Origin of the sequence: Roseiconus lacunae, assembly GCF_008312935.1 — a bacterium.
GTDB classification, from domain to species: Bacteria; Planctomycetota; Planctomycetia; order Pirellulales; family Pirellulaceae; genus Stieleria; species Stieleria lacunae.
The window spans coordinates 23,599-37,362 of the sequence record NZ_VSZO01000011.1 but is presented as its reverse complement, the minus strand read 5'-3'; the positions used below and the strand labels follow the sequence as shown (position 1 = coordinate 37,362).

Annotated in this window: 9 protein-coding genes and 1 pseudogene; 6 read left to right on the top strand and 4 right to left on the bottom strand. The window is 54.6% G+C overall.

Going from position 1 to position 13,764, the window contains the following annotated elements; genetic code table 11:
* Positions 1-64 precede the first annotated feature (64 nt).
* Together FYC48_RS16030 and FYC48_RS16025 are read right to left on the bottom strand one after the other, a co-directional pair.
* Positions 65-1,075 (bottom strand): sugar phosphate isomerase/epimerase family protein, encoded by a 1,011-nt coding sequence (locus tag FYC48_RS16030; RefSeq protein ID WP_200836625.1) that lies wholly within the window; start codon positions 1,073-1,075, stop codon positions 65-67.
* A 61-nt stretch (positions 1,076-1,136) separates the two neighbouring features.
* Positions 1,137-2,387 carry a hypothetical protein gene (locus FYC48_RS16025; protein WP_149497744.1) on the bottom strand — a complete coding sequence of 417 codons (1,251 nt, stop codon included), beginning with the start codon at positions 2,385-2,387 and terminating at the stop codon, positions 1,137-1,139.
* Between the two features lie 657 nt (positions 2,388-3,044).
* Here FYC48_RS16025 and FYC48_RS16020 point away from each other — a divergent pair.
* Positions 3,045-4,220, top strand: a complete 1,176-nt coding sequence (locus FYC48_RS16020) for an aldose 1-epimerase family protein (RefSeq protein ID WP_149497743.1) — start codon at positions 3,045-3,047, stop codon at positions 4,218-4,220.
* 148 nt (positions 4,221-4,368) lie between these two features.
* On the opposite strand, the gene FYC48_RS16015 is transcribed toward FYC48_RS16020, so the two are convergent.
* Positions 4,369-4,740 carry a winged helix-turn-helix domain-containing protein gene (locus tag FYC48_RS16015; protein ID WP_149497742.1) on the bottom strand — a complete coding sequence of 124 codons (372 nt, stop codon included), beginning with the start codon at positions 4,738-4,740 and terminating at the stop codon, positions 4,369-4,371.
* A gap of 367 nt (positions 4,741-5,107) precedes the next feature.
* On the opposite strand from FYC48_RS16015, the gene FYC48_RS16010 reads away from it, so the two are divergent.
* The 4 genes and pseudogenes from FYC48_RS16010 to FYC48_RS15990 all read left to right on the top strand — a co-directional run bounded on the left by FYC48_RS16010 (position 5,108) and on the right by FYC48_RS15990 (position 12,136).
* The gene (locus tag FYC48_RS16010) at positions 5,108-6,700 is read left to right on the top strand and encodes a type I restriction-modification system subunit M (RefSeq protein ID WP_149497741.1); all 1,593 of its coding nucleotides are present in this window, start codon (positions 5,108-5,110) and stop codon (positions 6,698-6,700) included.
* A 316-nt stretch (positions 6,701-7,016) separates the two neighbouring features.
* Positions 7,017-8,063, top strand: a pseudogene (locus FYC48_RS16005) (restriction endonuclease subunit S); the annotation flags it as partial.
* Between the two features lie 247 nt (positions 8,064-8,310).
* A complete protein-coding gene (locus FYC48_RS15995) occupies positions 8,311-8,691 on the top strand; it encodes a GxxExxY protein (RefSeq protein ID WP_149497739.1) in 381 nt (126 codons plus the stop codon).
* 106 nt (positions 8,692-8,797) lie between these two features.
* A complete protein-coding gene (locus tag FYC48_RS15990) occupies positions 8,798-12,136 on the top strand; it encodes a type I restriction endonuclease subunit R (protein WP_149497738.1) in 3,339 nt (1,112 codons plus the stop codon).
* 462 nt (positions 12,137-12,598) lie between these two features.
* Here FYC48_RS15990 and FYC48_RS28830 read toward each other — a convergent pair whose 3' ends face one another.
* Positions 12,599-12,862, bottom strand: coding sequence for a transposase (locus tag FYC48_RS28830; protein WP_390622137.1), 264 nt, complete (start codon positions 12,860-12,862; stop codon positions 12,599-12,601).
* On the opposite strand from FYC48_RS28830, the gene FYC48_RS28420 reads away from it, so the two are divergent.
* Positions 12,792-13,334, top strand: coding sequence for a type I restriction endonuclease subunit R, EcoR124 family (locus FYC48_RS28420; protein ID WP_235034281.1), 543 nt, complete (start codon positions 12,792-12,794; stop codon positions 13,332-13,334). The genes FYC48_RS28830 and FYC48_RS28420 overlap by 71 nt on opposite strands.
* Positions 13,335-13,764: the final 430 nt, after the last annotated feature.

The window sequence follows — 13,764 nt, the reverse complement described above, 5'->3', positions numbered from 1 at the left end:
AGGCGAGAGAGTTCGGTGTTGTGGATGAGTGTCGTCGCGAATTCGGACCAGAAAGGACGCTTGATCAGGAAATCGATTGATCGACCTTGATCATCGCATCCAAGATCGTGTTCCAAGTTTCTGGTTTTTCCAACGTCTCGTTGGGGAACATGCACCCGTCCCAGCAGATGTGTTTGATGCCACGTTGGTCGGCATCTTTCAGCCAGTACTGGGCACAGCGGACGATGTCCAATTTGCCGTTGGGATCATCGGCGGGGCAATGCTTTCCGGTTTTATCGTGGTCACCAGCCCCGTGGACTTCGCCGTCGTTCTGGGCAACATGAAAATCAATGGTCCACGGTCGCAACTTGTCAGTCATTTGCTCGTAGGCGGCATAGAATTCCTCGTCGCTGTAACCATCTTTAAGCAAAGCGTGCTCGGGAGCGTTGTAGCCCATCAAGTACAGGTACGTGTGGGCCAAGTCGGCTTGGAACCCGAGCGTTTCCGGCATGCCAACTTCTTCGAGCAAGTCCAGCATGTCTTTCCAGCTATGCATCCCCGCCCAACAGATCTCACCCTCGGCGGCCAAGCGTTCGCCATGATCGGCGGCGATCTTGGCGGCTTCGCGGAAGGTCTGGGCGATTTTTTTGGTGTTCGTTTCCGGATCTTCTCGCCATTTTTCGACACCGAACTCGGCGCTGTCGATCCGGATCACGCCGTACTGACGAACGCCATGCTCGTTGAAGATACCGGCGATACGACAGGCCATTTTAACGGCAGAGAGGAACTTATCAGTTTGCTCCTTTTCTCCCATCGCCGAATCGCCCACCGTCCCGGGCCAAATCGGGGCAACCAACGAACCGACCGAAAACCCTTTCGACTGAATCAGATCGGCGATTTTCCGAAGCTCATCATCACTCGCATCAGGGTCGGTGTGAGGTAAAAACAAAAAGTAATCGATACCGTCGAACTTTCGTCCGTCAACTTCGGCGGCAGCGGTCAAGTCCAGCATATGTTCCAGACTGATCGGTGGCTCTTGATCGGGGCCGTCGCCTTTACCAACCAAACCGGGCCACATGGCGTTATGCAGTTTCATCGTTCTCGGTCGCTTTAAATGTCGAACTGGAAATCGGGAGAAAGAAAGCAGTGGCTGTCGATCAGCTACCGGCTTTAGGAAGGTTGCTGTGCGTGTCGGGGCCGAAGTAGCGCAGGCCAACCAACGGTTCGCTGCCCAGGTTTTCAATTTCGACTCCACCGGTCGCGGCGACGTGCGAGATAAAGACCTCGTCCGTCGTGTTTTCACCGAAGCGAATCATCGCGGGGGTTTGTAAATCGAGTGCGCCCATCCGGCCGCGACCTTGAACGGTGATCCAACTGCTCGCGCCGGGATCTTGAAGGGTGCACTTCGCACCTGGCTGCAACGTCAACTCCTTCGCACTGAAACGCTGTTCGCCGTCGACCGTGCCATACACGATCCATTTGTCGGTATAGCCATCGCCGCTGCGATCTTTGTCAACGATCGGCTCCAGATAGTTGCTCTCTTTGAAGTGCGTATCGACGTTCTTATCCCAATCCAATTGACCGACGATGAAATCGAGGTCTTGGTGCTTCTCTTCGGGCATATCTTTGACCAGCAATTCCCATGGAACATAGCGGCCTTCGACGATCGATTGATACATACCGAAAACGTCGCTCCCCCACTGCGGTTCGTAGGTGCAAAGCGATCCCGGCGCGTGCAAGACGCCCGGCGGGATCAACCAACCGGTCCCACGTTTCAGACGATAAGCGCGGCTGAGGTCCAAGATCCCGTTGTCACCCTCGTTCCAGTTTTCCAAGCAACGACGCACGTCTTCGGGCTTCGTGCCCGGTTCGAGCCCCATGAACGTGTACGCAAAATTATTGTCAACGTTGTTCAGTTGTGGCGGGAAGTAGTAGCTTTCCGGCTTGCCTTCCTGGCCGACCAAAGCCGCGTCTTCGTACGACTGGTGCATGTGATGGGGAATCGGCCCCATGTTATCGAAGAATTTGCTGTAGACCGGCCAACGGTTGTACTTTCCAAAAATCGCTTCGCCGACGAGATCATTGCCGCGCTCGGCGACCGCGTCTTTGAGCATGAACTTTTGGCCTTCGAACAAGCAGAAGCTTTGCCCTTCGTGCCAAACACGTCCGTCGTTAGCCGCATCGGTCGTGCTGCCAAACCAACGTTCGTCGATCCCGCCGCGGTCGGCACCGAAGCGATAGTAATCGCCGGGGTGCAACTTGATGCGCCGTCCGGGGTGCAGAAATGATCGAGGGACCCAGGTCGGGGTCAGCCGCAGTAAGCCGCCGCCGGCATCCATCGCGGAATCGAGAATGGACGTGACCGAATCGCCTTTGATGAGACCTTCATCGAGCTTTACTTGAGTCATAGATGGTGACTAACTGAGGTTCTGGAGGGAAATGCGGGTGCCAAATTTCGCGTGTTTGCGGCGGCTAGTCTGCCCGCATGTTGTATTGACTGCTGGCGGCGGCGGCAAGAATGCTCGGAAGGCAAAGCGTCCAAGAAACGCCTCGAATCGAGCAGGACGCCGAAAAAGCATCGGTCGATTCGGTCACTCAGGCCAGAGAGACTGCACCGAGTGTTCCCATCGTGACGACTTGTCGCACATCAGACCGCCCCCGTTCAGATCTCGCCGAATTGGCACCCGTTGCGATTCTCACAGATCCCGCTTCCATCTCGGCAGAGGATGCCCTTCTGAGCAGATTGCGATTCGTGCCGAATCGTCGCTTGGTGACGTTCAGCCTAGGAAATCCTGCCTCCGGAACACACCTTTGACGGTTTGTGCTACCCGCCTTTTAGTGGCATGAAACGGAGTGGCGGTGTCGATTTCGGTCGCCGCGAACGGCCGAACTCGAAGCAGGCCCTAGAACTCGACCGATTGATCGTTGACACTGGGACGCTTCCGCCGAAGCTTGGACTCTTTGCGAGATCCGATTCGCCCCGGAAATGTGAACGATACGACGTTCGGAAACACACACCGTGTGACCGCACTCTCTTCCGCTCTTACAACGAGACGAATTCCCCCATGGTGAAAACGCGAACGCTTCGAGTGATCGACGACCGCTCTCAGAACATCGTCTGGTACGACAAGTCGCCCTTGTCAGTCTCGGTCGAAACTCCCGAGGCGACGATCACGACCAAACACGGGCGTTTTGTTGGTGGGCGCGCCGACGGTGTCGAAGTGGTGCGGATCGACACTGGCGCGATCGTCATGGATGTGCTCCCGACCCGCGGCATGGCGATTTGGAAAATCGATTCGCGTGACACCCGGTACGGATGGGACTCCCCGGTTGATGGACCGGTCCACCCGTCATTGGTGCCGATCGATGACCAAAGCGGACTCGGATGGCTCGAGGGCTTCGACGAACTGTTGACTCGCTGTGGCCTGCAAAGCAATGGTGCGCCCGAACACGACGATTCGGGAAAGCTGGCATACCCGCTGCATGGTCGAATCGGCAACCTGCCGGCCGATGGTTTGGCCATTGAGTATGACGAAGTGGCGGGACGTCTGGAATTGATCGGCGAGATTCGCGAAAGCCGATTGTTCTTCGCCAACCTTCGCATGGTCAGTCGCATCCGAGTCCATGCGGGCAGCGCCAAGGTCGACATCCTTGATGACGTGACCAACGATGGATCACAACCGACAACGATTCAATTGCTGTACCACATCAACGTCGGCCAACCGGTCTTGGAAGAAGGCGCAAAAGTCGTCATGCCGGTCGAAGAACTCGCGCCCAAGGACAAGCTGTCCGCCGGGGAAATCGATCGCTGGAACGAGTACGATGGCCCACAATCCGGCTATGCCGAACGGGTGTACTTCGCCAAGCTGCGCAGCGACGACCTGGACCAAACCACGGTGATGCTGCACAACAAGGACGCCGATCGGGGACTGGCGGTGACCAGTTCGACGCGAACCCTGCCACGCTTCATCATTTGGAAGAACACCGCCGACCTATCAGACGGCTATGTTACCGGGCTCGAACCGGCAACCAATTATCCAAACAACCGTTCGTTCGAAGCCCAGCAAAATCGCGTCGTTCCGATCGAACCGGAGCAAACGATCTGCTTTCGCATTTCACTTGAACCGCTCAGCGGTGCCGCCGCGATCAACGAAACCCGTGATCGAATCGAAGCGATCGCCGGAAACGACCCGCCCAAAATCCATTCCACACCGCGTCCGGGCTGGACACCGGGGGCTTAGGTTACTGCGAAGTTTGCAACGGCAAGTTTTCTTCGTAGAACTAGCGAGACCGTAGGCGGTAGTGGACGAAGCCATGAGTCCTGAACGTGAGGGACTCGTTACCTCGTCCACTACGCGCACGCCATTCAGCGGGCATTCACCCTACGGCCTATTTCATCGTGAACCGGCCGGACGCTGCCTTCTTGAAGCGCGTGTCGGTGCCCTTTCGCAGGTCGCGGAGGATCGCGGCGTAGAGAGTCGCGTCCGGTGTCTTGCCGCCTGGGGAAGTCCAAAGCTTTTGTTTGGCCATCGCTTCGACCATCTCTCTGCAAGACATGGGTTTGCGGGCCTTTTTTAAAACCGCCAAGGCCGCGTCGATCTGCGACATCTTTTGGTTGGCGGTTTTCGTCGAGGCAGGATTCTTCGCCGTGGTTGTCTTGGCGGTCTTGGTCGCGGGCTGCTTCTTGGCGGCCGGTTTCTTTGCCGAAGCATTCTTGGCGGGGGCGGTCTTGGTCGTGCCGGCGGTCTTCTTCGTAGCCATGTTCGTGTTTCCGTTTGTTTGGGGTTCGCGTTATTCCGCGTTGGCCAACGGGACCACACAGTTACCTCTGTCTCGGAAACACATCCAGCGCTGTGTTCGAGTTATTCCGAAAACTTTTTAAACGGCAAACCGCCCCAATAAGACAAGCATCCGGCTTGACTGCGTCGCCCAAGTAACAGCCTCCGAATGGTAAAACCACAAGCGATCTTAATCGCGCTGGTCTCATTGGATGTTTGCCTATCCGAATTCAATGAATGGGCACGCCGAATGAGCAACCGGTCGTGTTAAGAACAACTCCAATTGCTAAACTCTTCGCCTTCATCCAAGTATTCAAAGCTCAGTCTTTTCTGTTATCCGATCGACCCGCATGGCAAAGAAATCAACCGCGTCCAAGAAGAAGGCAACCGAGTCGAAGAAGTCGTTTGAACAAACGCTTTGGGACACCGCCGACAAGCTGCGCGGCACGGTTGAATCGTCGGAGTACAAGCATGTTGTCCTCTCGCTGATCTTTCTGAAATTCGTCAGCGATCGATTTGAGGAGCGGCGGCAGACGATCATCGACGACGGCAAGGCCGACTATGTGGACATGGTCGAGTTCTACACGATGAAGAACGTCTTCTATCTGCCAGAAGACTCGCGTTGGTCGACGATCGTGGCCCAAGCCAAACAAGACGACATCGCCGTTCGCATCGACAGTGCTCTGCATGCCGTGGAAAAGAACAATCCATCGCTCAAGGGAGCACTACCCGACAACTACTTCTCGCGGATGGGCATCGATGTTGCTAAGCTGGCGGCGCTGATCGACAGCATCAACAACATCAACACCATTGCCGATTCCAAAGAGGATGTTGTCGGCCGCGTCTACGAGTACTTCCTCGGCAAATTCGCCGCGACCGAAGGCAAAGGGGGCGGCGAGTTCTATACGCCCAAGTGCGTGGTCAACCTGATCGCGGAAATGATCGAGCCTTACAGCGGCAAGATCTACGCCCCCTGCTGTGGCAGCGGCGGCATGTTTGTCCAGTCCGTCAAGTTTGTCACCAGCCATAGCGGCAACCAGAAAGACATCTCGATCTACGGTCAGGAGCAAACCAGCACCACGTACAAGCTGGCCAAGATGAATCTGGCCATTCGTGGAATCTCGGGCAACCTGGGCGACGTACCCGCCGACACGTTCTTCAAGGATCAGCATCCGGATCTGAAGGCGGATTACATCATGGCCAATCCGCCGTTCAACCTGAAAGCGTGGCGAGCCGCGGACGAACTGAGCGACGATCCTCGCTGGAGCGGTTACGAAGTGCCGCCCACCGGCAACGCCAACTACGGCTGGATCCTGCACATGGTGTCGAAGCTGTCCGAGAATGGCATCGCCGGTTTTGTGCTCGCAAACGGTTCGATGTCCACCAGCACCAGCGGCGAAGGAGCGATACGCCAGAAGCTGATCGAAAACGACCTCATCGACTGCATGATCGCGCTGCCCGGCCAGTTGTTCTATACGACCCAGATTCCCGTTTGCCTGTGGTTCATCACCAAGAATAAAGGTGAGCGGCAAGGCGCTAGCCGCCGGTCCGGAAACGACCTCCGTGCCCGACACGGCGAAACGTTGTTCATCGACGCGCGGAACCACGGCACGATGGTGGACCGCACGCGCAAAGAGCTGACCGAAGGCGACATCGCCGAGATCGCGAGAACCTATCACGCTTGGCGAGGCGAATCGAAGGACGGCGAGTACGAAGACAAACCCGGCTTTTGCAAAAGCGCAGGCCTCGAAGACATCAAAGCCAACGACTACGTCCTCACACCGGGACGCTATGTCGGCGCGGCTCCGCTGGAAGACGACGGCATTCCGTTTGAGACGAAGATGGCTGACTTGACCGCTACGCTGTACGAGCAGATGGGAGTGGCGGAGAAGCTTGACCAAGCAATCCGGAAGAATCTGGAGGTGCTTGGTTATGGGGAGTAGCTTTCAACGCAAAGACGCAAGGTCGCAAAGGCGCAAAGCAAGACAGCAAGAACAAAATCTTTGCGCCTCTGCGCCTCTGCGCCTTCGCGTCTTTGCGTTTTGAATTTGTTTGAACAAGCGGAGAAGCTAGATCAAGCGATCCGGAAAAATCTGGAGGTGCTTGGCTATGGAGAGTGATTTCGTAGATTCGACAATTGGTTCAGAAGTCACGCTTCAAAGAGGGTTCGACATAACCAAGAAGCAACAGTAACCCGGAGAAGTTCCTGTTTTTTCCTCGGGTGGAACGTCAAGCTCCCACAATGGATCAAGAGTAGACGGACCTGGAGTCGTACTTGGGCGAAAGGGGACTCTGGGTACTGTGTTCTACGTGGAGGAGAATTTCTGGCCTCACGATACAACTTTGTGGGTCAAGGATTTCAAAGGCAATAGTCCTCGATTCGTCTATTACTTCTTTAAGAGTATTGCTCATGAACTCAAGCGAATGGATGTTGGGGCTGCCAACCCGACGCTGAATAGAAACCACGTTCACCCAATTCCTGTGTTGTGGCCAAGTTCCGCGACGCAACAAGCCATCACCCACATCCTCGGGACGCTTGATGACAAGATCGAGTTGAATCGTCGGATGAATGAGACGCTGGAGTCGATGGCGCGGGCGTTGTTCAAGAGTTGGTTTGTGGATTTTGATCCGGTGATCGACAATGCCTTGGCCGCTGGCCACTGCATCCCCGAGCCACTGGCCGCCCGAGCCGAAACCCGCCGCGCCCTCGGCCCCGAGCGAAAGCCACTCCCAGAGAACCTCCGCAGCCTCTTCCCCGCCACCTTCGCCTTCGATGAAGAAATGGGCTGGATCCCTGAGGGATGGACGGCAACTTCCGTCAAAGACTCAATGTCGATTAATCCAACGGTTAGTTTGAAGAAGGGAACTGTTGCGAAGTACGCAGACATGAAAGCGCTTCCAACATCTGGCTTTGCGGTCGGTGGGATCACTGAGAAGGCGTATTCGGGCGGTACAAAGTTCGAGAGCAACGACGTGCTAATGGCTCGAATCACACCATGCATTGAGAACGGAAAGGCCGGAGTTGTTGACTTCTTGGATGACGGAGAAATTGGGTTCGGATCGACCGAATTCAATGTGTTGCGGAAAAAGGATGGAGTCGGAATGCCATTCATCGCTGCGCTTGTACGGGACGAAAACTTCCGCGCGCATGGTGTTGCGAATATGGTTGGGTCGTCTGGTCGACAGCGAGTTCAAGGCTCATGTTTTGAAACGTACTTCTTGGCTTTGCCGGATGAAACAGAGGTATTGGAACAGTACGACCAATCCGGCACCGCGTACTTTAAAAATCACGGCTCTCAAACGTGAATCCAAGTCACTCGCCAAACTACGCGACACGCTGCTCCCCAAACTGCTCTCAGGTGAACTTCGTATTCCCGAGGCTGAAAAACTGGTGGCGGACAACGTATGATGCGGGCGGACAAAGAAAACGCAGAGACGCAAGGGCGCAAAGTCGCAAAGTCGCAAAGAATAGACTGTAGGTAGAAATGCTCCCCCTTTGCGTCCTTGCGCCTTCGCGACTTTGCGCTAAAAAATTATTACCGAGCAGAAGCACATGACCGAAAACGAGATCAGCAAAACAATCGTCACTTCTGCCATTGAAGTGCACCGAACACTCGGCGGGCCTGGTTTGCTTGAATCCGTTTACGAAGAAGCCCTTGCCTACGAGTTGACACAACAAGGCTGCAACGTCCGTCGACAAGTGCCGTCTCCAATTCAGTACAAAGACGTCACCCTCGCTACGCCACTCAAGATCGACTTGCTGGTCAACGACCTCGTCATTGTCGAATGCAAGGCGGTGACGCAATACAATGCAATCTTCGCCACCCAGCTTCTGACTTACCTGCGGTTAAAGAACCTCAAACTGGGGCTGGTCATCAATTTTGGCGAGAGACTCGTTAAAGACGGAATTCACCGTGTCGTAAATGAATTATGAAAACGCAGAGACGCAGAGTCGCAAAGAAAACTCACTCACGGCGAGCGCATCCCCTTTGCGTCCTTGCGCCTTCGCGACTTTGCGTTGAAATTAACATAGGTCGATCGTGAAATTCACCGAAGCGAAACTCGAAGAAGCCATCATCCGCCTGCTGGGTGAGCAAGGCTATCCGCACACACTTGGCACCGAGATCGATCGCGAGCCCGGCGATGTCCTGATCCGCAGCGATCTGCGCGACTATCTGGCCAAGCGTTACGCTGCCGACAACATCACGGCGAACGAAATCGATTCGATCCTTCGGCAGCTTGACGCACTCAACGCCGCCGATCTTTACGACTCGAACAAAACGCTCTGCAAATGGGTCTCGGACGGCTTCCTGCTCAAACGCGAAGACCGCGACGAGAAGGATCTCTACATCCAATTGATCGACTATGACAACGTAGCTGGACTCGCCAGTGTTCAGGCATCCCACGTCCAAAGCCCGAAGTCTGGCGACTCCGGCTACGAAGAAGCTTCGCTCGCAGCCGAGGCTCCTGCTGCCTACCAGGTTCCTGGCGACGACACCAACATCTACCGAATCGTCAACCAACTGGAGATCAAAGGCCGCGAACTGCGAATTCCGGATGGGATTCTCTACATCAACGGTTTGCCGCTGGTGGTGCTGGAGTTTAAGAGTGCGATCCGCGAGAACGCGACCTTGCACGACGCGTGGAAACAACTGACGATCCGGTACGCTCGCGACATCCCCGAACTGATGAAGTACAACGCCTTGTGCGTGATCAGCGACGGGGTGAACAACAAGATGGGCTCGTTGTTTGCGGACTACGAGTTTTTCTACACATGGCAGAAGATCACAGGCGAAGAATCCGCCACGCGAGACGGCATCAATTCGCTGCATACGATGCTGCATGGCTTGTTTGACCAGCGACGTTTGCGGCAGGTGATCCGGCACTTCATCTACTTTCCGGATGTTTCCAAGGCGGAAGTGAAGATCGTTTGTCGGTATCCGCAGTTCTACGCGGCGTGCAAGTTGTATGAACACATCCTCAAGGCTCGCAAGCCCGATGGCGACGGCAAAGGTGGCACGTACTTTGGGGCCACCGGCTGCGGCAAGAGTTTTACGATGCTGTTCCTGACGCGGCTGTTGATGAAGAGCCTTGAATTTGAGAGCCCAACGATCCTGCTGATCACCGATCGCACGGATCTGGACGATCAACTGTCGAAACAGTTCACCAACGCCAAGAACTACATCGGCGATCAAACTGTCGTGAGCGTGGAAAGCCGCGAGAAGCTCCGCGAGTTGCTGGCCGGACGCAAGAGCGGCGGCGTATTCCTGACGACGATTCACAAGTTTACCGAAGACGCTCAGTTGCTGACTGAACGTTCCAACGTGATCTGCATTTCCGACGAGGCACACCGCAGTCAGATCAAACTGGATCAGAAGGTCAAAGTCACTGAACAAGGTGTGAAGAAGACCTATGGGTTTGCCAAGTACCTGCACGATTCGCTGCCCAACGCTACCTACGTCGGTTTCACTGGAACACCGATCGATGCCACGCTGGATGTCTTCGGCGAAGTGGTCGATTCGTACACGATGTCTGAATCAGTGAAGGATGAGATCACCGTGCCAATCGTCTACGAGGGCCGCGCGGCCAAGGTATTGCTGGACAACAAGAAGCTGGAGGAGATCGAAGCTTACTACGGGCGCTGTGCCGACGAAGGAGCGAGTGATTACCAGATCGAGGAAAGCAAGAAAGCCACCGCCCAGATGAACGCCATCCTGGGCAATCCCGACCGCATCAAGGCTCTGGCCGCCGACTTTGTGGCTCACTACGAAAAACGAGTCGAGGAAGGCGCCACGGTTGAAGGCAAGGCGATGTTCGTGTGCAGCAAACGCGAGATCGCCTGGGACTTCTTCAAAGAAGTGATCGCCCTGCGTCCGGAGTGGAACGAAGTCCGCGAGTGCGCCGAAGGCGTCAATGTCGCTCAACTTTCCAAGTTGATAGCGTCGCCTAAAAACGCTGACGGCTCGGAGATCCGAGCGACAATCGGCGGTCGGATTGTGCTATCCGAGGCCGAGCGCAAGAAGATCAAGCCGATGGAGCGGATCAAGATGATCATGACTCGCGGTAAAGACGACGACAAGGAATTGTACGATCTGCTGGGCAGCAAAGAGTATCGCGAAGAACTTGCACGCCAGTTCAAGGACGCGAAATCCAACTTCAAGATTGCGGTCGTGGTCGATATGTGGCTCACCGGATTTGATGTGCCCGAACTGGATAGCATCTACATCGACAAGCCGATCAAACGGCACAACTTGATTCAGACGATTTCCCGCGTGAATCGCAAGTTTGAATCGAAGCAAAAAGGGTTGGTGATCGATTACATCGGCATCAAGTCTCAGATGAATCTGGCGATGGCTCACTACAACAAAGCCGACGAGCGGAACATCGAGGACATCCAACAATCCGTCGTGACCGTGAAAGACCACCTGGACCTGCTTCGCCAGCTATTTCAAAAGTTCGACACTTCGGACTACTTCAACGGCGATTCTGTCAGCCAGCTTGCTTGCCTCAATCGTGCGTCCGAATACGTCATGCTTACGGACAAGATCGAGAAGCGTTTCATGGCTTTGGTTCAGCGGATGAAAGCCGCCTACGACATTTGTTGTGGCAGCGAGGGCCTAACCGAGAGCGAGCGTGATCACATTCACTTCTATATGGCCGTTCGCTCGATCGTCTACAAGCTGACGAAAGGTAACGCCCCCGACGCCGCTCAGATGAATGCACGAGTCCGCGACATGATCGCCGAAGCACTCAAGAGCGACGGAGTCGAAGAGATCTTCACTATGGGCACGGTCGACGGCATCGACATCTTCGACGATGACTACCTCGCGAAGATCGAGAAGATCAAGCTGCCGAACACGAAGATCAAGATCCTCCAGCAACTGTTGGCCAAGGCCATTGAGGACTTCAAAAAGACAAATCGCTCCAAGGGGATCGAGTTCAGTAAGAAGTTCCAATCACTGGTCGATCGCTACAACGAACGGGATGAAGAAAGCGTTCTGGTCAGCGACGTACTCGATGACTTCTCAGATGAGATTGTCGATTTGATTGGCGAACTCAAAAGAGAACTAGATGCCGGTGACGACCTTGGGATCAACCTCGAAGAAAAAGCCTTCTACGACATCCTCAAAGCCCTCGCCATCAAGTACGACTTCACTTACCCCGAAGACAAGCTGATCGAACTATCCAAAGCCGTAAAGCTGGTCGTCGATGACAAAGTCAAATACACCGACTGGAGCAGGCGTGATGACATCAAAGCCGAACTCAAAGTCGATCTCATCCTCGTCCTAGCCGACCACGGCTACCCACCCGTCGACCGGGACGAGGTCTACAAAGAAATTTACGAGCAGGCTGAGAACTTCAAGAAGTATCGGAAGTGAACCTCAGTAAGTTTGGATGTTGTTTAATTGATCACGAACGGTGAAGGAACCTCGGCAATTGTGCACAGTCAGTGAATGCTTTCCGAATAGTCACCGAAACCGATCAATCCAACGAATTACCCTGTCCCAAACGCTCATCCGCATCTCTCGGTCAAACGGTTGGCCGGACGAGAAAAGGGGAAGGGGGGAATAATCGATCGTTAACTCCGATCGATGAGCGTTCGACTACCAAACACTGTCGCGACCGGGATCACTTCTCGGTCCGTGCGGCCGTTTAAGGTGAGCTCAATGCGTGGCGTGTTCCGTACGTATCGCGTCTTACTCTTCGTAGTGGCCATTTGGCATTGCATTAGTTAACGCTTTCCTTGCCGCCGCAACTTCCTAGGAGCGGATAGAGGGAGCACATACGAATTGTACAGCCGTTTTACAGCGTAGGCTTACGAAATTTTTGTTGGTAGCCGCCTATCGAGAGGTGTTTGGGGCCATCCGGGATGATCGTGGGTAGAGAAGATCCAGTCCACCGCAGTGGAAGAAGATCGCGGTTTGGAAGTTTCCGATGTTTCGGAAGCCGCCTACCCAGCGTTTGATCGACATGATCTTACTGTTGATGCCTTCCGCGACAGCATTCGTGATTCGATGTGTACCGTAGCTGACGATGTTGGCTAGTCGTTCTGATGGAACGCGCAACGGTCTTCCTCGGCTCCAGATGTTCTTTAAAACCCCCATCCCCTTTCTTCGTTCCCATCCCCTTTCTTCGTTCCCATCCCCTTTCTTCGTTCCCATCCCCTTTCTTCGTTCACATCCCCTTTCTTCGTTCACATCCCCTTTCTTCGTTCACATCCCCTTTCTTCGTTCACATCCCCTTTCTTCGTTCGTCGACTTCATTAACCAGGCCGACTTGGATGGACTTCCTGACAAAGCCAGTGTGATCGAGGCTTTTTTCGGTTTCGCTCGGGCCGAACAGCAGCGGGAAGCCGGCGAACTTATTACTGACGAGAACCTGAACGAAGAAGCGGCAAAGCGGTATATCAGCATCTCGCTCAGACGGGAGTACGCCAGTGAAAATGGCACGGAACTGAATGCGATCTTGCCAAAAATGAGTCCGCTCAATCCTCAGTACCTCACGAAGAAGCAAAGCGTTTTCCAGAGGATCTCAGCGTTTGTGGATAAGTTCAAAGGGGTTGGAGGAGACGTTTGATTGCCGTATCGCCGAGGTTGCTACGCCCGACGAATCGACAAGTTTTAACGGCCAGATGAATAGCGATCAGGGTTGTCCAGCTGCATGCTTTTCACGGTACGAGCAAGCGATCTTCGATTTCTAACAAGCGTTCTCGCAACGCGTTGGTCGCAATTCCGGCTGGCTCAAACTTCGCTTAGAGGTCAGCCAGGATGCGTTCATGCCCCTCAACCTGAGACGTGTAGCGGCTCGCTTCTTGGCAAAACGGTGTTGCTTTGGCTTTCTCTTAGTCCTGGCTGATCCAGCTTTTCCTTTCGGCGACGTCCATCGTCCGAACGGGCGTTTCGCCGTCAAACATCTCGCGATTTCGGCCATCTTCTCCGGTTCGGAAGGCGGCCGGTCCAAATCTGCTTCGGTGAACTTAAGCACATACCGCATAGTTTTGCTCGCA

Excerpts from the sequence above, each read along its gene's own strand:
- FYC48_RS28420 (WP_235034281.1), top strand. The coding sequence starts at position 12,792 with ATGTTGGCTAGTCGTTCTGATGGAACGCGCAACGGTCTTCCTCGGCTC.
- FYC48_RS16010 (WP_149497741.1), top strand. The coding sequence starts at position 5,108 with ATGGCAAAGAAATCAACCGCGTCCAAGAAGAAGGCAACCGAGTCGAAG.
- FYC48_RS16030 (WP_200836625.1), bottom strand. The coding sequence starts at position 1,075 with ATGAAACTGCATAACGCCATGTGGCCCGGTTTGGTTGGTAAAGGCGAC.
- FYC48_RS15995 (WP_149497739.1), top strand. The coding sequence starts at position 8,311 with ATGACCGAAAACGAGATCAGCAAAACAATCGTCACTTCTGCCATTGAA.
- FYC48_RS28830 (WP_390622137.1), bottom strand. The coding sequence starts at position 12,862 with ATGGGGGTTTTAAAGAACATCTGGAGCCGAGGAAGACCGTTGCGCGTT.
- FYC48_RS16015 (WP_149497742.1), bottom strand. The coding sequence starts at position 4,740 with ATGGCTACGAAGAAGACCGCCGGCACGACCAAGACCGCCCCCGCCAAG.
- FYC48_RS16025 (WP_149497744.1), bottom strand. The coding sequence starts at position 2,387 with ATGACTCAAGTAAAGCTCGATGAAGGTCTCATCAAAGGCGATTCGGTC.
- FYC48_RS16020 (WP_149497743.1), top strand. The coding sequence starts at position 3,045 with ATGGTGAAAACGCGAACGCTTCGAGTGATCGACGACCGCTCTCAGAAC.